Source organism: Shewanella sp. AS1 (assembly GCF_021412565.1).
GTDB lineage: Bacteria > Pseudomonadota > Gammaproteobacteria > Enterobacterales > Shewanellaceae > Shewanella.
The window spans coordinates 747,278-767,832 of the sequence record NZ_JAKCLJ010000001.1 but is presented as its reverse complement, the minus strand read 5'-3'; the positions used below and the strand labels follow the sequence as shown (position 1 = coordinate 767,832).

13 protein-coding genes are annotated in these 20,555 nt (G+C 48.3%); 8 read left to right on the top strand and 5 right to left on the bottom strand.

Annotated features, from left to right (window positions below; all coding sequences use genetic code 11):
- Positions 1-60: 60 nt before the first annotated feature.
- Entirely contained in the window at positions 61-1,440 is a 1,380-nt protein-coding gene (gene cysS, locus LZP69_RS03380) for a cysteine--tRNA ligase (RefSeq protein WP_234198766.1), read from the bottom strand.
- Between the two features lie 251 nt (positions 1,441-1,691).
- Here cysS and LZP69_RS03375 point away from each other — a divergent pair, with 251 nt between their 5' ends.
- A complete protein-coding gene (locus tag LZP69_RS03375) occupies positions 1,692-2,183 on the top strand; it encodes a peptidylprolyl isomerase (RefSeq protein WP_234198947.1) in 492 nt (163 codons plus the stop codon).
- 18 nt (positions 2,184-2,201) lie between these two features.
- A complete protein-coding gene (locus LZP69_RS03370) occupies positions 2,202-2,924 on the top strand; it encodes a UDP-2,3-diacylglucosamine diphosphatase (protein ID WP_234198765.1) in 723 nt (240 codons plus the stop codon).
- Positions 2,925-2,994: 70 nt separating this feature from the next.
- Here the strand turns inward: LZP69_RS03370 and miaE are convergent, their stop codons facing one another.
- Positions 2,995-3,759, bottom strand: coding sequence for a tRNA isopentenyl-2-thiomethyl-A-37 hydroxylase MiaE (miaE, locus tag LZP69_RS03365; protein WP_234198764.1), 765 nt, complete (start codon positions 3,757-3,759; stop codon positions 2,995-2,997).
- A 258-nt stretch (positions 3,760-4,017) separates the two neighbouring features.
- Here miaE and LZP69_RS03360 point away from each other — a divergent pair, with 258 nt between their 5' ends.
- Positions 4,018-4,614, top strand: coding sequence for a Yip1 family protein (locus LZP69_RS03360; RefSeq protein ID WP_234198763.1), 597 nt, complete (start codon positions 4,018-4,020; stop codon positions 4,612-4,614).
- 85 nt (positions 4,615-4,699) lie between these two features.
- Here the strand turns inward: LZP69_RS03360 and glnS are convergent, their stop codons facing one another.
- The 3 genes from glnS to LZP69_RS03345 form a co-directional block, all read right to left on the bottom strand.
- On the bottom strand, positions 4,700-6,367 hold the full coding sequence (glnS, locus tag LZP69_RS03355; RefSeq protein ID WP_234198762.1) for a glutamine--tRNA ligase: 1,668 nt from the start codon (positions 6,365-6,367) through the stop codon (positions 4,700-4,702).
- A gap of 188 nt (positions 6,368-6,555) precedes the next feature.
- Positions 6,556-8,850, bottom strand: coding sequence for a Fe(2+) transporter permease subunit FeoB (feoB, locus tag LZP69_RS03350; protein ID WP_234198761.1), 2,295 nt, complete (start codon positions 8,848-8,850; stop codon positions 6,556-6,558).
- Entirely contained in the window at positions 8,843-9,082 is a 240-nt protein-coding gene (locus LZP69_RS03345; RefSeq protein WP_234198760.1) for a FeoA family protein, read from the bottom strand. The genes feoB and LZP69_RS03345 overlap by 8 nt, the downstream gene beginning before the upstream one ends.
- A 509-nt stretch (positions 9,083-9,591) precedes the next feature.
- On the opposite strand from LZP69_RS03345, the gene LZP69_RS03340 reads away from it, so the two are divergent.
- The 5 genes from LZP69_RS03340 to LZP69_RS03320 all read left to right on the top strand — a co-directional run bounded on the left by LZP69_RS03340 (position 9,592) and on the right by LZP69_RS03320 (position 20,233).
- Positions 9,592-10,548, top strand: a complete 957-nt coding sequence (locus tag LZP69_RS03340) for a DmsE family decaheme c-type cytochrome (protein WP_234198946.1) — start codon at positions 9,592-9,594, stop codon at positions 10,546-10,548.
- 14 nt (positions 10,549-10,562) lie between these two features.
- The gene (locus LZP69_RS03335) at positions 10,563-12,674 is read left to right on the top strand and encodes an MtrB/PioB family decaheme-associated outer membrane protein (protein WP_234198759.1); all 2,112 of its coding nucleotides are present in this window, start codon (positions 10,563-10,565) and stop codon (positions 12,672-12,674) included.
- 32 nt (positions 12,675-12,706) lie between these two features.
- The gene (locus LZP69_RS03330; RefSeq protein WP_442800657.1) at positions 12,707-14,653 is read left to right on the top strand and encodes an OmcA/MtrC family decaheme c-type cytochrome; all 1,947 of its coding nucleotides are present in this window, start codon (positions 12,707-12,709) and stop codon (positions 14,651-14,653) included.
- A gap of 65 nt (positions 14,654-14,718) precedes the next feature.
- The gene (locus LZP69_RS03325) at positions 14,719-17,214 is read left to right on the top strand and encodes an OmcA/MtrC family decaheme c-type cytochrome (protein ID WP_234198758.1); all 2,496 of its coding nucleotides are present in this window, start codon (positions 14,719-14,721) and stop codon (positions 17,212-17,214) included.
- Between the two features lie 655 nt (positions 17,215-17,869).
- Entirely contained in the window at positions 17,870-20,233 is a 2,364-nt protein-coding gene (locus LZP69_RS03320) for a multiheme c-type cytochrome (RefSeq protein WP_234198757.1), read from the top strand.
- Positions 20,234-20,555 lie beyond the last annotated feature (322 nt).

Genomic DNA, 20,555 nt, shown 5'->3' with positions numbered 1-20,555 from the left:
GAACAAAACAAAAAGCCTGCATTGATGCAGGCTTTTTGTTAACACAATTTATTGATGCAATTACTTCTTACGCCAGGTGGTTCCTTCAGGGCCATCTTCTAGAATTACCCCCAACGCATTGAGGCCATCGCGCGCCTTGTCGGCCGCCGGCCAATCTTTCTCCGCGCGGGCACGGTTACGCTCGGCGATAAGGGCTTCAATCTCAGCCACCTCATCATCACTGCCCTGCCCCTTAAAGAAAGCATCTACATCCTGCTCTAAAATACCCAGCACATCGGCAAGCTGCTTCATGCTGACACCCAGCGCCGAAGCTGCACTGATATCATCAGCCTTGAGGCGATTGATCTCACGCGTCATATCAAACAGCACAGAGTATGCCTCAGGCGTATTGAAATCATCATCCATGGCGGCGGTAAACTTGGCCACGAACTCGGTTGCAGGCGCGGCATCAACCGTTAAATCCAGACCTTTTAGCGCAGTATATAAACGCTCTAAGGCCGCTTTTGCCTGCTTAAGGTTCTCCTCAGAATAGTTAAGCTGACTGCGGTAATGGCCCGACAACAGGAAGTAGCGCACAGTTGCCGCATCGTAATGGGCCAGCACATCGCGGATGGTAAAGAAGTTATTGAGCGATTTTGACATCTTCTCCTTATCCACCATCACCATGCCCGTGTGCATCCAGTAATTCACATAAGGGGTATCATGGGCGCAGCAGGACTGAGCTATCTCGTTCTCATGGTGAGGGAACTGCAGATCTGATCCGCCGCCATGGATATCGAAATGTTCGCCTAAGTGCTTACTGTTCATCGCCGAACATTCGATATGCCAGCCAGGACGACCAGGTCCCCAAGGCGAATCCCAGGTTGGTTCTCCGGGTTTGGACATTTTCCACAGCACGAAATCCATGGGATCGCGCTTATTTTCATCCACTTCAACCCGCGCACCGGCCTGCAATTGGTCCAGATTCTGACCAGACAGGCGGCCATACTCAGGGAAAGAGGAAACACTAAATAGCACATCACCATCGGCGGCAATATAGGCATGATCGCGCTCAAGCAGACGCTCAACCATCTCTATAATTTCGGGAATGTGCAGTGTGGCACGAGGTTCGAAATCTGGGCGCTGCATATTGAGTGCATCGAAATCATTGTGCATCTCACGGATGAGGCGCTCGGTCAAGGCTTCACAGCTTTCGTTATTTTCAGCGGCGCGCTTGATAATTTTATCGTCAACATCTGTGATATTGCGCTGGAAGTTTACTTCATAACCGCGATATCTGAGGTATCTGACTATCATGTCGAATGCCACAAACGTGCGTCCATGACCAATATGACACAGATCATAGATGGTCACCCCGCAGACATACATGCCAACTTTTCCTGGCTGTAATGGTTTAAATTCCTCTTTCTGGCGGGTAAGACTGTTGTATAGCTTCAACATTGAGATTCTCTATAAATAATTGACAACAAATAAGTGCTTGAGTTTATCACCACATATCCGCCGCTTCCAGCATGAGAAACCGATCCCAGCGGCGTTTTTTGGCCTTGTCCACATAAGTTATCTTTTCAGGTTAGCGTCCATGCAACCTCAGGTCGGATAAAATAAAAGTCTACCGCAGCGCTTTATGCCATTACCTTTATAGGCTAGAATCTTGCGCTATCTATATGAGACTAACGATGAGAAGTATTCAGATGATCATAATGCAAACCAATCACGGCCAAATCAAAATTGAACTCAACAAGGAAAAAGCGCCTGTTACCGCAGCTAACTTCCTGAAATATGTTGAAGATGGTTTTTTTGACGGCACGATTTTTCACCGCGTGATCGATGGCTTCATGATCCAGGGTGGTGGCTTCACCGAAGATATGGCCCAAAAGCGTGTTAATGAGTCGATCAAAAACGAAGCCAACAATGGTCTGTCTAATAAAGTCGGCACGATAGCCATGGCCAGAACTTCAGATCCTCACTCGGCAACCGCGCAGTTTTTCATTAACGTGAATGACAACACCTTCCTGGACTTTAAGTCTGAAAGCACTCAAGGCTGGGGTTACTGTGTGTTCGGCGAAGTGGTCGAAGGCATGGATGTGGTTAATCAGATTAAAGCAGTTGCGACTGGTAATCGTGGCATGCATCAGGATGTGCCCTTAGAGGCGGTTGTGATCGAAAAAGTCACTCTAGCTTAATCTTTGAGTCGCTCTCTTTTGAATTACACGCTATTTGTGGGCGATCTGCACTTGAGTGCCGATCGCCCCGATATCCTCAGCAGCTTTTATCATTTTCTCGATAAGCATACAGACAACTGCGATGGCCTCTATATCTTAGGCGATCTGTTTGAAGTCTGGGTGGGTGATGATCTCGCCGAACCTTTTGCCATCGAGCTGGCCTTGAAACTCAAGCAGTTCTCAAGCCATACGCCTATCTACTTTATCCACGGCAACCGCGACTTTCTTATCGGCAAGCGTTATGCCGACTTAGCTGGCATGACCTTGCTGCCTGAGCACCATAGTTTGCTGCTTTATGGCCAGAAAACTGTTCTGCTACATGGCGATAGTCTATGTACCTTAGATAAGGCCTATCAACGCTTCCGTTGGTTTAGAAACCAGCCCTGGGCCAAGTTTATCTATAACCATCTGCCCAAAAGCCAGAGACAGAATATCGCGAAAAAGCTGCGCAGTAAGAGCCAGCAAAGTAATCAGCGAAAAAGCGATTACATCATGGATGTCGAGCCAGATGCCGTCGGTGAACTGCTCACTAAAACCGGCGCAACACTGATGATCCACGGCCATACCCACAGGCCGGCTGTCCATCAGCTTGAACAGGACAAACAGCGCATTGTGGTCGGTGACTGGTATGAACAGGGCAGCATGCTTTGTATAAGTGCAGACACTGTTAAGCTTGAGCACTTCCCGCTGAGTCAGGAATAATTTGCGCATCACAGCGACTAAAATTACAGCCTCAGATTACAGCTACTTACATAACAGCTGCGCAGATAGATTAACGTGGACGACCTGAGTGGAACTTAAATTCATCGTCAAAGGATGTGATTAAGTCTGCTTCAATCTCGGCGAAAAATGCCACTCGCTCACTAATATCTGCGCCGCTTATCGCCTCTGCAAGGCTTAAGTAATCTTGGTAATGCCGCGCCTCTGAGCGCAATAAAGAGACATAAAACTTCTGCAGCTCATCATCGAGATGGGGGGCAAGTTTGGCAAAACGCTCGCAGGAGCGAGCCTCAATAAAGGCACCGACAATCAATTTATCGATAAGGGTCGCAGGCTCATGGGTGCGAACCTGTTTCATCAAGCCTTTGGCGTAACGTCCCGCCGTCAGGTTTTGATAAGGGATCCCTCTGGCGTGCATGATCTCAAGCACCTGCTCAAAGTGATGAAACTCCTCTTTAATAAGCCGCACCATCTTGGCAATTAAATCACTGCCATAAACCACTCCAGGCTTGGGCCTAAGCTCACCTACTAACTCATTTTTTTTCACGTCTCTAGCGAGAAACTCACTGATATTGCGCTGTTTATTATAAACAAAGTCTTCGTAGGGACTGGCCCACTGGAGTAACTGCTCACCGCTGCTTTTATCGACGGCATATTTACGGATCATAAACATGGCGGTCTGCGCCGCCTTTAATTCGCAGTTACAGTGATCGATAAGCAGGGTGTTGAGTAACTCGGGCTCACAGGCCTTAGCGACCCATTCATCCGGGGTCTCACAAGCTAAAAACTGTTGAATTGGCGCTAATAATCCCTGCATTGATAACTTAGACTCCAGATAATAGGGCATTTATTGGCAAATATTTTAACAAGGATTGAAAGGCTTAAGTATCCCCTTTCCCCAAGCATTTTAATGTTAGCTTGACTAGAATGAGTTTATGTTCAATAAATAGACTATAAGAGTCACATGCATGTGACTGTTTGGGGGCCTCAGGTCTATTGGTGTACAGACCAAAGGCAGATGGGTTCGTCTGAAGTTTGGCGACCATGAGATAAGAGCTAAACAAGGATAATTATAATGATATTAAATCACTTAATGGGACTCTACACTCATCCGAAAGAAGAGTGGCACACGATTGAGCAAAACCACGAGGCGGTAAAAAGTAGCCTCAGTCACATATTGTTAATCGCACTAATACCCGCAGTCTGTACCTATTTTGCCTCCACCACTATTGGCTGGGAGCTTGGCGTGGCGGAGCCACTTTTGCTCACTGAAACCAGTGCCATTATGATGTCAGTATGCATGTATTTTGGTTTAATTACCGGGGTCTTCGCCCTCGCCTATCTCGCCTACTGGATGGCAAAAACTTTCGATGCCAAACCTAGCTATACCCAAGCTTTAGAGCTCGCCGCCTATACTGCCACGCCTCTGTTCATGGTGGGGTTCTCGGCGCTCTATCCCTCACTCTGGTTTATGATGCTTATCGGCCTTGCCGGGCTGAGCTACTCTGTATATCTGCTATACACAGGTGTGCCTATTATTATGAATATTCCAGAAGAGAAAGGCTTTATCTACGCAAGCTCAGTCGTCACCGCCGGCTTGGTATTATTAGTGGCCTTGATGGCATCGAGCATCATCTTATGGAGCTTTGGCCTAGGCCCTATCTATCAATAACGCTAAAGCATAAATTGCTCGGATCAAAAAAGGCTTTAGCATCTGCTAAAGCCTTTTCCATTAATAGTAAAAGCTATCCATTAAATCACTCTGAAGAATCTCTTAACGGCACTGTCAGGTTAAAGACCAGCTTATCGGCGCTGGAGTCTTTATTATCGGCGCAGAAATAACCTTCACGCTCAAACTGATAAGCTTTTTCGGCTTCTGCAGTAACCAAACCGGCTTCAACGACACCCTGTTTAACCACTAAAGAATTAGGATTAAGCACCTCATCAACCGTCTCAGCTGCGGCAGGATTAGCCTGATTAAACAGCTTATCATACAAACGAAACTCGGCTTTAACCGCCGTAGTCGCCTCAACCCAATGGATCACCCCTTTGACCTTACGGCCATCGGCTGGATTCTTACCTAGAGTCTGATCGTCATAGGTACAGTAGATAGTGGTGACATTACCATCGCTATCTTTGTCACAACGTTCGGCCTTAATCACATAAGCATTGCGCAGGCGCACCTCTTTGCCTTGTACCAGACGCTTATATTTTTTATTGGCCTCTTCCCTAAAGTCATCGGCATCGATAAAGATCTCGCGACTAAAGGCCAGTTCACGCTGCCCCATATCGATACTGGGATGCACAGGCGCAGACAATGTTTCTAGCTGACCTTCAGGGTAGTTTTCGATGATAAGTTTCACCGGATTGATCACCGCCATCGCCCGAGGCGCATGCTCGTTCAGCTCTTCACGGATACAGGCATCGAGTACACCAACTTCAACCAGGTTGTCCTGCTTAGTCACACCGATGCGACGGCAAAACTCACGAATCGCTGCCGGGGTATAACCGCGGCGACGCAGACCGGCAATGGTCGGCATACGGGGATCATCCCAGCCAGATACCAGCTTACGCACCACCAAATCATTAAGCTTACGCTTAGACATCAAGGTGTATTCTAGGTTTAAGCGAGAAAACTCGTACTGACGGGTACGGTTGGGTGCCTGGAAATCATCCAGATTATCTAATACCCAGTCATATAAACGACGGTTATCCTGGAACTCTAAGGTACATAGAGAGTGGGTGATATTCTCAAGCGCATCCGAAATACAGTGAGTAAAATCGTACATAGGATAGATGCACCATTTGTCACCCGTCTGGTGGTGGTGAGCAAAACGGATACGGTAGATAACAGGGTCACGCATGCACATGAAAGGCGATGCCATATCTATCTTGGCCCGCAATGCACACTCGCCTTCTTTAAATTCGCCCAGGCGCATCTTCTCGAATAGTGCCAAGTTCTCTTCTACAGATGTATCACGATAGGGGCTGTTTTTACCTGGCTCTTTTAGTGTGCCGCGGTATTCGCGTGTCTGTTCACCATTTAAGAAGCAAACATAGGCCAAGCCTTTGCGGATTAACTCAACAGCATATTGATGTAACTGACTGAAGTAGTTAGAGGAGTAACGCACCTCACCATCCCACTGAAAACCTAACCAGTGCACATCGGCCTGGATGGAGTTAACGTAATCAATATCCTCTTTCTCAGGGTTGGTATCATCAAAACGTAAGTTACACTGGCCCTTATAGTCCTGCGCTAAACCGAAGTTCAGGCAGATAGACTTAGCGTGACCAATATGAAGATAACCATTAGGCTCTGGCGGAAAACGTGTATGCACATGGTCGTGCTTACCGCTCTCTAAATCCTCATCAATGATGTTACGAATGAAGTTACTTGGACGAACTTCTGTGTCCATATGACTCATGGAGATCCTCTTTTACCAACTCTGCTATGACCAAGCGGCAATTGTAGCCGATCGGTGTCAATTAGGGAAAACCTGCATATTCCTACAGATCTGATCCAGTTACAACGCCTTGCCTTTAAAAACCAGCACGATTTACGATAAAAATAAAAAAGCAGCGAATCATCGCTGCTTTTTCAGAATATCTCAACCTATTCGGTCACGATATTTATCACAGGAATAATGGTTTGCGATTTTACTGCTTTACGCTTGAGCCAAAAATAGAAGCCAAGCAGGGCCAAGATAAAGAAGCCTATCCATAAGCTCGATTGCAGTGGATGCTCGGCAAAGGTTGCCGCCTGATAAAATACCGTTGCGCTGCCATAGGCCAAGGCTAAGGTCCAGGTGGCTGCAAATGTCGCCCAGCGAGTACCAAACTCACCCACCAGTGCCCCCATGGCCGCTACACAAGGGGTGTAGAGCAGGATGAACAGCAGGTAAGCAAAGGCGGCAACCACACCGCTAAATCCAGCATGCAAGGCTGTGAAGGTGCTGGTATCCACATCCAGCTCTTCAGAAGCCGCTTCAACAGTCGACAGATCGCCAACCGACATAGACAGCGGATCATCGGGTGCAATACCGAACAGGTTCTCAGGAATGGTCGCTAAGGCCTCGCTAAAACTTTCAGACAGCGGCGTTAAGCCTTCATCCTCGGCAGCAGGCGTCGAGTACAGGCTGTTTAGGGTACCGACCACCGCCTCTTTAGCAAAGATACCTGTGATGATGCCTACAGTCGCAGGCCAGTTATCTTTTTCAATTCCCATTGGCGAGAAGAGCGGCGTCACTTTTTGGCTGGCTACACTCAATACGGACTCAGAGCTGTCTTCATGGCCGAATGTACCATCGACACCGATGGCATTAATAAAGTTAAGCAGGGTCACCACAATCACAATGGTCTTACCCGCGCCCTTAATAAAGCTCTTAGTGCGTTTACCTGTACGCGCCATTACCGTTTTAAACTTAGGCTTCTCATAATTTGGCAGTTCCATTACCACTGCACTGCTGCTGCCAGGCAGAATGGTAGAACGCAGCAGTAAGCCTGTGCCGATAGCGGCAAAAATCCCTATGATATAGAGCAAGAAAACCAGATTTTGCCCCGACTCAGGGAAGAAGGCCGCCGCAAACAGTGCATACACAGGCAAACGCGCACCACATGACATAAAGGGCGCCATCATGCCTGTGACAATACGTTCACGCTCACTGCCTAAGGTACGGGTCGCCATGATGGCCGGCACAGAGCAACCAAAACCAACAATCATAGGCACGAAGGCTTTACCGGGCAAACCGATACGGCGCATCAGGCCATCGACAACAAATGCCGCCCTGGCCATGTAGCCAGACCCTTCTAAGACCGACAGCGCAAGGAACAAGGCTGCAATAACGGGGATAAAGGTTGCAACGGTTTGGATCCCCTGACCTATACCACCAGCCACAATGGTGACTAACCAGGCCGGCAGGCCAATGTCTGTCATCGCCGCACCTAAATGATCGACAAACAGAGCGCCAGCGGTAATGTCAAAGAAATCGATAAAGGCACTGCCCACGTTAATACTGAACATGAACATCAGGTACATAACCAGCAGGAATACGGGAATACCTGCGATGGGATGCAGCACCAGCTTATCTAATTTATCGCTGATGGTTTCAACATCACCATTACTCACCGACTCGTTATAGACTCGCTGCACAAAATCGAAACGTGTGGTGGCGACCATGATCTCGATATCTTTACCTTCAGCAGAAAGCTTTTCGCTGCACTGAGCCACCTCGGTTAGCATCTGACCATTTTTGCACTTACCGCAACCTAAGCCATTGGCTAACATGGCTAATGCACGGCCACGGCTCAGGTTCTGCTCACGCTCAAACAGTGCACCAATGCCAGCCTCAATCTGCTCATCATAATTAAGCACCAAAGGTGCTTCAGAGACTCTGCCCTCAAGCAGATCAACCACCTGCGCCTTAATCTTCTCTATGTCAGCGGCCTCACGGGAACAGACAGCCACCACAGGGCAGCCCAGTTCTTGGCTCATCTTGGCGACATCAATCTCAATACCATGGGCCTTAGCCGCATCTATCTTATTGATCACCACAACCATAGGGATACCCAGTTCCCTTAGTTGCACTGTCAAGTAGAGGTGTCTTTCGATATTGGTCGCATCGATAAGGTTAATAATGCCGTCCATCTTGGCATCGGCAAGGTATTGCTGGGCAATCTGCTCATCTAAAGAGCAATCACAGCTGCTGCCCGCAGGCAGAAGATCGTAGATACCGGGAAGATCGGTCAGCAACACTTCTGTGCCGCTCAGGGTAAATTGACCCGTCTTTTTCTCGACCGTAACACCAGACCAGTTACCGACCTGCTGATTTGCCCCTGTCAGTGCGTTAAACAGTGTCGACTTACCCGCGTTCGGGTTACCGACAGTGACACAATGAAATTGTTTAGCCATGGGCAACTTCCACCTCAATTACATCTGCTAAATCTTTGCGCATGCACAATTTACTTCCGCGAATGTCCAACTCAACACCCGAGCCCATTGGAGCCCGTCTTAACAGTGTAAAGGCGGTGTTTGGCGTGATCCCCATAGAGAGCAACTTACGCTTAACCACAGAGGGCAAGGTGATTTGACCCACCTCTGAGATTACCGCTTTGTCACCGGGTTTTAATTCGCTTAATTTCATATTCTGCTGCTACCCTTTCAGGCTTTTGTATTTTTAAACTAGTACCGATTCTACCCAAGCCATCCGCCAAAAAAGTTTATCTGGATCAATATTTGATGTTGGAAACGATAATAATTTTCAATTGAAGTCTATTATGTGACATAACTCAGGGTGAGTAAAACCATTTCTTAATGATAATCATTTTTATTTTTATAGGAATCCCCCGCCAGGTACAGCCAATGTGATCTATATCACATTTGACATAAATTCATACTGAAATCCGCAATTTAGAAACCAACGAGACACATATTATTTACACAAAAGTCACATATCCTGCTTATACTTAAGGCTTGCGAAATTTAGCAAAGTGTTAATCACAATTAAAATCGACTCACACCAATCGGGTAGTTAAATCGCTGTCGTTAAAAGGCTTTAGTTGAGCGCCATTCAATGACGCCTATTACAGATGTAAGGCAAATGAAGGGTTAACAAGCAAGATTGGTATAAAAATGAGCTTGGGACGGGAAATGATGAAAGTGAATTCTACATTGGTTAAAGGCCTCACCATACTGTGCTTGTGCGCTGCACTATTCAGTTTGCCCGCAATATCGACTCCTTGGGAGAACATGCCTGCAAACGAAGTAGAAGCGATCCTCGACCAGAAATTTGCTGAAGGGAACTACTCACCTAAGGGCGCCGATTCCTGCCTGATGTGTCATCGAAAAAATGACAAAGTGGTCGCGCTTTTTGATGGTGTGCATGGCAATCCCCAGGTTCAAGGTTCTCCCATGGCCGATCTGCAATGTGAAGCCTGTCATGGCCCTATGGGAAAACACAATCGTGGCGGTAAAGAACCCATGATCACCTTTGGTCACGACTCGCCGGTTCCCGCCGCCAAACAAAACAGCGTCTGTATGAGTTGCCATAACGATGATAAGCGCATGGCCTGGCAAGGTAATCATCACGACAATGCCGATGTCGCCTGCAGCGATTGTCACCAAGTACATACAGGGCAAGATCCTATCTTAGCCAAAAGCCAGGAAGTCACAGTTTGCACCTCCTGTCATACCCAGCAAAAAGCCGACCTGCATAAACGCAGTTCACACCCTATGCAGTGGCAACAGATGGTTTGCAGCGATTGCCACAATCCTCATGGCAGCCTAAATGAGTCCAGCCTGAAACAGATGAGCGTTAATGAAAACTGTTATGCCTGCCATGCAGAAAAACGCGGCCCGAAACTGTGGGAGCACGCCCCGGTAACCGACAACTGCGCCACCTGCCACAATCCTCACGGCAGCGTCAATGAGGCCATGTTGATCAGCAAGCCACCTCAGCTTTGTCAGTCATGTCACGCCTCAGACGGTCACACCTCTAATGCCATCTTTGGCAACATGCCCAATGCCTTCAACGCCGGACAAAGCTGCATGAACTGTCACAATCAGGTTCACGGCTCGAATCATCCATCAGGCAAACTGCTGCAGCGTTAATAGGGAGTGTTAACATGAATCATCAATATGGCATCAATCCACGCCCTATGCGCCTGACGGCGGTCGCCTTGGCCATCTTCAGTGCTACGGCCTATGGCGATGGCTACAACCTCAACCAGGCCAATCGCGACAATCTCAAACAGGCGGACTGGGAGTGTAAACGTTGTACCAGCTCGGCGGGGACCTCTGGCTTTATCGGTATCAACCTTGCCAGTAATGATGGCGAAGACAGCCACTTTGGTAACGTCACAGGCACAGATGAAGATGGGGTGGTTGCCGGCCTCGAAGCCGATATCTACCATAAAACCGACTCGGGCTACCAAACCCGTTTTATGGCAAACAAACTTGGTTATGACAGCGGCTCGGCACAAGTGGCCACTGGCCATCGTGGCCAATATGGAATAAGGGCTGGCTATCGCAGCATAGCCCTGTATGACAGCAACAGCGCCATGAGTCCCTATAGCTTGCAGAATAATCAATGGCGTTTACCCGCTCAATGGCAAGCGGCGGCTACCACAAATCAGATGGCGGATTTGACGAACTCTGCGGTGTCAGTGGATCTCAAAACCAAACGAGAACGCTACAGCCTTGGCGCCGACTACACAGGCAGCTCCTACCAAACGGCACTGGATTACCAACATGAGACCCGAGAGGGAAATCGCCTCGCCAGCGCTGCACTGCTGACCAACAGCACTCATCTGCCTCAACGCATTGATGATTCGACCGATAACTTCAAGGCGAAGTTCTATCTTACCGGCGACAACTGGTTAGCTGGCATCAATGCCGAGCTCAGTCAGTATAAAAATGATGAACAATCCCTCTATTGGCAGTCGGCGTTTTTGCCCACTTTCGGCTCCGCCTATTTTGGTCAAAGCGCAGTCGCGCCCGATAACAAAGCCTATCGACTCTCTGGCAATTCACAGTTTTCCAGTGGCAGCCAGCAGATATTGATGCACATAGGTTTTGTGCGTATGACCCAAGATGAGCCATTTCTGCCAGCCACCATCAATGGGCCTTCACCTGCTCTGCCCCAGGATAATCTTGACGGTCAGGTCGATATGATGGAGATGAAGCTCAACTACTCAAGCCGCATAGGACGCTCGCTGTCACTCAGGGCCAGTTATGATTACCGGGAGCGGGATAACAAAACCGACTTTTCCAGCTATCCCCAGGTGATCACTGACAGCTACTACAGTGGCGATGCGACTCCAGCTGAATATGATCGCACCCGTCAGCTCGCCAATATTGCCGCCAAGTATCGTTTTAGCCGCAGCATCTATGCTGATCTGGGTTATGAGTATGATCACAACACCTACAGCGATCTTGACCGGCAAAATCTAAAAGAAGCGACCGTATACGGCAAAGTCAATTACCGTATTTCCTCGCAATGGCTCTTGTGGCTAAAGGCGAGTAACGGCGCTCGCAGCGGCAGTGATTATCAAGCGGTCACCAGCACCAACAGTCTCAGCAATCCTTTACTGAGAAAAAGCTATCTTGCCGATAGGAAACGCCAGCATTATGGCCTCTATGCCAGCTACAATGCCGACAGCTTCGGGATAAGCAGCAACCTGCACTGGAACCTCGATGACTATCACGACACGCTCATAGGCCTGACCGAGGTGGAATCTCAGGGTTATAGCCTCTCGGGTCACTACGCCATCAATGAGCAGATCATACTCAATGCCTTTATCAATCAGGATTGGCGCGACAGCGATCAAGCTGGCAGTAGCAACTTTGGTTCCCCCACCTGGTACGCCACCACAGAGGAAGAATCAACAATACTCGGCGCTGGCATTCACTACGCTAACCTGCTGGATAAAAAGCTTAACCTCGGCCTAGATTACAGCTACGCCGATGGCCAGAGCGATACTCAGGTTTCTCAGGGGTTAAAAAGCCCCTACGGCGATTACTTCTCGACTAAACACAATGTCAATGCCTTCGCCGATTACCAGTTCTCTGAATCGATCGGCCTCAGGTTCGATTGGATCTACGAGCAATATGAGGACGCCGACTGGGCAAACCAGGGGCTCACTATGGATGCGATACCCAATGTGTTGAGTTTTGGCGATGTGAGCCATGACTATAGTGCCCACTACTTTGGACTGACATTACGCTATCAGCTGTAACAGATACTTAGCCAATGGCCAAGGAAGAGATGATGAAAACCATGACGAATCTTAGAAATTTTGGCGCCCTAATAGGGCTGACTATATTGCTCAGTGCCTGTGGCGGCGATGATGGCAAACCGGGTGAACCAGGCCAGCCTGGTGGTCAACCTGCGGTCAATATCAACGAACTCATAGTAACAGTTGATAAGGTCAGCATGGATCAAGGGGTGGCAACAGTCGACTATCGGGTCACCAACCAGGATGATGAACCTGTTGTCGGCATTCCCAGCACCACATACATTGCCGCCCAATTATTGCCACAAGGCTACACTGGCCCGGGCAACAGCTCTCAATGGCAATTTTTCACCTCAGAAAACTGTTCAAGCAGCTGCGCCGGCGAATACACAGACCATAAAAATGGTAACTATAGTTACACCTTCAGCGCCGCGTTTGACGGCATGAATGGCATTAGTTACCAAGCAGGATCAACCCAGCGCTTAGTGTTAAAACTTGGTGGCGATAGCCTGCCAGACGGTACCGTCCTGCCTCTAGTTAACCAAAATTTCGACTGGCAGGCATCCGATAATGGCGAAAGCAGCGAGCCTGCCTATACCCGCAACTTGATCAGCATTACCACCTGTAACAGCTGTCACAACGATCTTGCCTTCCACCGCGGCAACTATAATCAGGTTGAAACCTGTGTTACTTGTCATAACAGCGATCGCGTCAGCAACCCGGAACATATCTTCCCTCAGATGATCCACGGCATACACTTAACCGGCTTTCCTGGCTCTGTGGCTAATTGTCAGACCTGTCATGCCGCAGATGATACGCTAAGCGAGAACCAAAACTGGACAAGAGTGCCAACCATGGAGGCCTGTGGCTCCTGTCATACCAGCATCGATTTCCCCGCTGGGCAGGGGCACCCTGCACAGGCAAACAATGCTAACTGCGTGGCTTGCCATAATCCAGATTGGACTGTCAGCGTCCATAGTGATGACGATGATCAGATGGCGCTGTCGCAATTCGCAGCCAAGATCACCGCGGCTTCCCTAAGCGGCGATACCGTCTCTTTCACTATCATGCTGCAAGATCCAACGACTGGAACGCCTTATGCTGACAGTGTCGAAAAGCTGAATTTCGTTTCCGATCTGCGTGTCTATGCCAACTGGGGTACCAGCTTCGACTACTCAGTTGAATCAGGCCCGAATATTCGCTTGAAAAATGTCACGCCGATTTCAGGCAGTGCGGGCAGTTACAACTATCAAATAACGGGTTTGACTGTACCCACAGGCAGTGAAATGGATGCCGGTGTATTGGCTATCCAGGGCCGTGTATGCGCCGCCAATGGTGTACTGGGTGATTGTAGCGATACCAATAACAGCACTGTGAATATCAAGTCGAGCCATCAGTTCTTCACCGCTCAGGCGTTAACCGATAGCGGCCGTCGAGTTGTGGTCACTAACGCCACCTGCGGCAGCTGTCATGGCGATCAACAGCTCAATATTCATGGCTCGCGTAACGATCTCGAAGGTCAGTGTCAGATCTGCCATAACCCCAATCGTGTTGCCGATGAAACGACAGCCAATCCGGCCAACACCACTGTGGATTATAAACATCTGATTCACAGCATTCATAGCGGTAACAGTGCCGATTATCCCGACATAAACTACCCAGGCAATATAGGTAACTGCGCCCAATGCCACAGCGAAAACAATGGCATCTCCACTGTCGCCTTGCCATTAATAAGCACGATGAAACCTATGGCAGTCGGCGACATAAGCACTAATCCAGCCACAATCAATAGCTTCACCAGCCCCACCTCGGCTATCTGTAGTGGCTGTCACACTAGCGACGGCGCCAAGAACCATATGACTCAGCAAGGTGGCGTATTTATGGGAACCGAGGCCGATGCGACTTCAGGTACAGAAAGCTGCGCCACCTGTCATGGTCAAGGCAGCAGCTATGATGTACTGAAAGTGCACCCGATCCAATGAGCACAAAGGTAGCCGAGCGGTTTATTGATATTTATTAACGAATTAGCTCTACAAGGAATGCGATAATGAAACTAACAGTGAAACGATCTAAGTTAAAAATGGGGCTGATCACTGCAACCACCCTGTTTTTACTCACTGCCTGTGACGGTGATGGTAAAGATGGTGAGCCGGGAGAATCAGGATTTGTTGGCCTAGAGATAGGTCAAGCAACGAGTATCAAGATTGAGCTCGAAAATCCTATGATTGAGAGCAATAGCATCAGTGTCGATCTGCTCGTAACCAATGCTAACGGCGTGCCGCTAACGGGACTGGAAAGCTTTAATGATGCCAATATCTTTGGCCTCGGTATTGCTAAGCTTGTCCCTCAAGGAGGAAAAGACTACAAAACGCCCCAATGGATAAGCTATATCAACGATATGCGTTCACCCGATGCCGCCAGAACCTTAACGAACTTTGTTTATAACGAAAATGGTCAGGATATCGCGGTTAATTTCACCCCGGGCGATGCGATACAGGCGGGCATAGAATCCAGCTGTGGGGTTAACTGTGTCACCGTTGTCGAACCTGGTGTCTATCGTTATACCTTTGAAACTAAACTCGATGCACTCACGCCTATCCCTGAGCTGGATTTAAGCTACGATCCCTCCTTGGTACACCGTATTACCTTAGAGTTTCAGGCCAATGGTGAACGGGAAAAACTGATCAATACTCACATTGATTTTGTTCCTAGCGAAGATTTCAGAACCGCCGAAGCGGAAGAAACCCGCACGGTTGTATCTATTGAAGCAAACTGCATGGCATGTCACAGCACTAACTATGCAGACACATCTGCCACAGCGATTCCACTGCTGCTTCACGGAGGACGACGTTATGAGATTGCCAACTGTCAGGTATGCCATAACAGCTACAGCAAAGATCCTGAAACCGGCTCGCCGTTAGACTTAGCCGCCATGGTACATGCAATCCATAAAGGCGATTACATCATGGTCGGACGTGGTACGATTCATGATTTCAGCGGCGCCATAGCCAAAGCCGCTAACGATCCTAACATTGGCTATCCACTCTTTCGCGACGGCCAGGATAATTCAGAAAAAGTCACTTTGCCTGTGAGCATAGGCAACTGTCAGAGCTGTCACAGCACGGACAGCACGGGTCCTGTCGATGCCACAGCCTTTAAACATCACAGAGGATTGGCTTGTGCCTCCTGTCATATGACAGGCTTTAACCCCATAGATAACCCGCAATACTTAACGCCACCTGCCGGTGAACGCGACAGAGGTTTTGTGGGTAACTACTTCCACTACTATTCAGATCCCGCAACCGATGGTATCCCTGGCGCGGATGTAACAGGTGTCTTTAACAGCGGTGGTTGTGATTCTTGCCACGCAATTGAGGGGGATGAGGGTAGTGCCAAGTTCCATCTGGCCAAAGCTAACACAGCTCAGTCGCTGCGAAACGACTATAGCTACACTCTGGAGAATGGCACATTTGATGCGGCTGCGGGTTCACTCACATTCACCGTCAATTGGCGCAATGATGTGCCACCACATCAAGATCCCAATGTAAGAGAGTTCTGGGTTAGTCTGACCGCATTTGATGGTGTCGAATATGTGATGGGGCAACGTGCTTCGAGCACAAATAACCCCTTCGGGCGCAATGCTGGCAGGATCTCCATCAACTTAGCCGGAGTGGATACCAATGCCAATCTATCCGTTGCCGCAAACGGTAGTAGCTTTACCTATACGCTATCTGGATTAGATCCCACCAATCAGGCGCCGCTGATCAACACGGCTCAGGGTTTCTTGGATGGCAAGCTGTTAATCTGTGCTAATTCAGATGAGATCGATCCCGCCGTAAATGCAGCTATAGACTGTAACAGCACTACGGCGCCGATCTTTGATGTGATCGTCGGCAGCAATAAGGCGTCATTCTCCAGTAATGCCGCCGATGTGACAGCCCGCAGTCTGGTGGTATCGGAAGCCAAATGTGCCAGCTGCCATGGTGAGCAGGCTGACTTTTCAGTATCCCACGCCACAACTCATGGTACTGATACCCCCGATTCGAGTTGTGGCGCCTGCCATTCGAGCGTGCCTAACACAGCGGTCGCCTTAGGCGATGGCAGCTGCGTCACCTGTCATAACGGCGCACCGGCACACTCGATTAAACCCTTCGAACGTGGTTTTGATTTTAAAGTGATGATCCATCAAATTCACGCCGATACCCGTAGCCTGCGCCGGACAACCACAGATGAGATCACCTTCCCTGAAAACCCAGCCAACTGCGCCGCCTGTCACGACAGTGGTCAAATCAGCCTATCTGCATTAGCCGCCAAACCTGCGTTTGCCGCCAGCAATGGCGAGTTTTCCCCTATAGTTGCCGCCTGTGCATCTTGCCATGCCCCGATAGAAGCCGATGCGGCGTCTGTAGTGAGTCATTTCAGAGGCAATGGTGGCGTCTATGCAGGTACTGCCGGCACCTATCAGGCGGGAGATGAAACCTGCGCTCTGTGCCACGATACTGGCAAGTCTGCAGGTTTTGACAGTGTCCACCCAATAAAATAACCCTTGGGTTGGTTTATCCCCAAGCGGCGCCCTCAGCGCCGCTTTTTATTTGCAATGCAATTGGATAGATCTCATCTGCAGCACGAGTGTCTTCAAGCGATCTCGCCTTAAAAAGATCCATAAAATAAACACCTATAAGGCGAGGAAAGCGCAAACCCAAACGGGACAAAAACAAACAAATCACTAACAAATAGAGAGATGACCCAGCCCATTATTGAAAATGAGTATTATCTACCTAGCCAAGAATAATGCCCATTTATTGTTTTAGATCAATTTTAGTGGAAAGCTTTTTTGCATTTTTAAGTTTTACTTAAGATACCCTCTGCCAGCGGGAAAAACCATGGCTTCCAACGGAAAAAATCAATCGTAAACACATGAAATACATGAGATTTAACAAAAACTCAACCTGGCGGATAGCGGGAAGCGATCCATCTCACGTTTACCTATCTTAAGTTCTTCTTTTACTACCTCTTTTGGGTAAGATCTCCACTCACTGAGATCTTGTGATTCAACTAAATAACAAGACCAGCAAGGTCTGCAGCTTGAGGCAATAGCAAGCGGCAAAACCAACAGGCCGAAATTAACCTAATCACAACAAATTAATTTCAGCCAAATCAATGAAAATAAAATCTCATTCTCATGCAGGGGAAAAATGATGAAACGGTATTCAATCAGTACCGCAGTCAAAACTGCTTTCGGCGTTGGGGCTTTGTCCTTAGCGTTAGTAGGTTGTAATGGCAGCGATGGTCAAGATGGTGAAATCGGTCAGCCTGGTGAAATCTCTATTGATATCAATAGTGCCAGCGCAGTGCAGACCAAAGTTGAGCAAGCAGCTTACGATGAAGCAAGCAAGACGCTTACCTTTGAATTTACACTGACCAACCCTAACGGCGTCGCGGTTACCGGTCTTGAAACCTTAAAAGACCCACTACGCATCGCCTTTGGCCGTATGGGTACGCGCAGCGAAACCTTTACGCCTTACACACAAGGTGAAGGTGAAAACGCGGTAGAAGTCACGGCAAGAGCCGATGGCGAAGAGCAGATCTGGTTATCCTATCGCAACACCACCAAAGACACTGCGCCTATGACAGGCACTAACAACTGGCGTCCAACTAGAGACTGTCCAGAAGGTGAAACCTGTCTGAGCTATTTAGGCCAAGGTAAATACCAGATCACCGCTCCGAATATCATCGAAACCAACGGTTTAGATTACGATTACGATGCCAACCAGATTCACGGTATCTATGTGATCACTTACGGTGTGGGTGAAAACAAACTGAAAAATGTGGAAGCCTACTACTGGGATCCACTGACAGAACAGTCTGTCAGCTCGCCTAAACGCTCCTTAGAGATGGAAACTTGTACCAACTGTCACGTGGGTCAAGACCATATTCGCCACGGCAACTATGGTAACACCGCCGAAGGCTGTGGTTTCTGTCACACAGATTACACTGTTTACAGCGGTTCAGGCGTTGATGCCAATGGCGATGCGGTCGAGTTCACTTTCGATGGGTCTATCAAAGGCTTAGTTCATGCCGTCCACACGGGTATCACAGAAACCGATCGTCGTGAATTAGCGAAATTTAACAAGGTGATCGCTGATGCGGGTAAAAACCCCGCCTTCGCCTATCAGTTTGACGGCGCGGCACTGGACAGCAATGGCGAGCCTAAGTCTGCCCTTAACTTCCCAGCCTCAACTGCCGACTGTCAGCAATGTCACGTCAGCTATGAGACAACGGCAGACACCCTGCCACAAGGTGTAACAACTCACGCCTTGTCTTGGTTTGCCGACATGGATGTTAAGAGTTGTCAGACCTGTCATGGTAACTATCACTATGGTGACCGTACTGACGTTGTTGAAGATACCACAGTATTAACCGGCTGTGTCTCTTGTCACAACTCACACGAAGGCAGTACCCGTGGTGGCGCCTTCCGTCACTTTGCTGGAACTGGCATCAACAGTCGTGAAGCCGCTTCTCAGGCGGGTATGCTGATTGAAACCGCCTACAGCAATATTAACTGGGATAGCACTAGCTCGGTCTTAAGCTTCACTATGAACCTGAGTAGAGATGGCCAAGCTATCACCACTGATCATATCCCTTTAATCCTAAACAGAAGCAACCAACTAGTTTTAGCAGCGAATGTTTATGTAAACGCAGTTGATAGCCAAAATCCAGATGCTTATTTAGCTTCTCGTTCAACAGGCACGTTGAATCAAAATACTGATGGAAGTTTCAGCGTTACTGTGGATGCAACGTCAACAAGCTACACATTACCAGCACTTGCTGATGCGTTGAATAAGGGTGCCGACCTAGCAATTACCGCTGGGGATATCAAAGTCTGTTTCAATAACAAAAGTTCAGACTTGAAAGTTCTTGATAATGCAGCCAATACAACTGAAGAAGGTATTTGTTCTGGTGTTCTAAGTTCAAATCTTGCGACTACTCAATTCATCAAAATTGATGGTACAGCAGGTGCTGAACGTACGAGTGCGGCTAACTACGAAAGCTGTCGTAACTGTCATAACAACGACATGGTTGCACGTCATGGTGCAACGCACTACCGTAATGCGGATCTGCACACCTGTGCTCAGTGTCACGAAGGTGGTGACTACAACAGCTTGATCGTGCGCGTTCACGGCACTTTCGGTAAGGCTCACGGCCGCGAAGATGTGCAGGCTCTGGTTAGCAGCGCCCAATGCTCGGCGTGTCATAATGACGATGATTTTGCCTTAGAGAATGCCCGTTCAACCGCTATGCGTTGGGATAAAGCTGTAACTAGCAATGGTGTAATTACCAAACCAACGACTTTCTCTAGCCCACAGGCCGGTGTGTGTGCATCTTGCCACGTGTCCGACAGCTATGATATTGGCAATGGTAAAGATGCTGCCAAGGCACACATCGAAAGCATGGGTGGTGTTGTTGATACAGAAAGCTACAGCGAAGCAAGCCTGAACGGTGAATCTTGCTCAACTTGTCACAAAGCAGACAGCGTTAAGCAGTACCATAATCTGAAGTAATTTAATGCTAATAAGTTAAGTTACTGAAATAAAAATGGTTGGAAGATAATCTTCCAACCATTTTTTTATGCCATAAAAAGCAGTGCAATAACGAAACAAGCATAAAACAGCTCAAAAACCAGCCATAAACTTTCTTAAAACAAACTTAAAACACACTTAACACAAGAATCTACCTCTTAAGAAATAGTCGGATCTCAATCACAATCCCCAATGAAATTGACTGATAAAAAACCACAACTTGGTTAGCCTTGCCCCTGGAAAACTAATTCCATAAATCTAATACGGGTAACGAAGTTTATGCTTCATTACCAAAGTGTTTGAT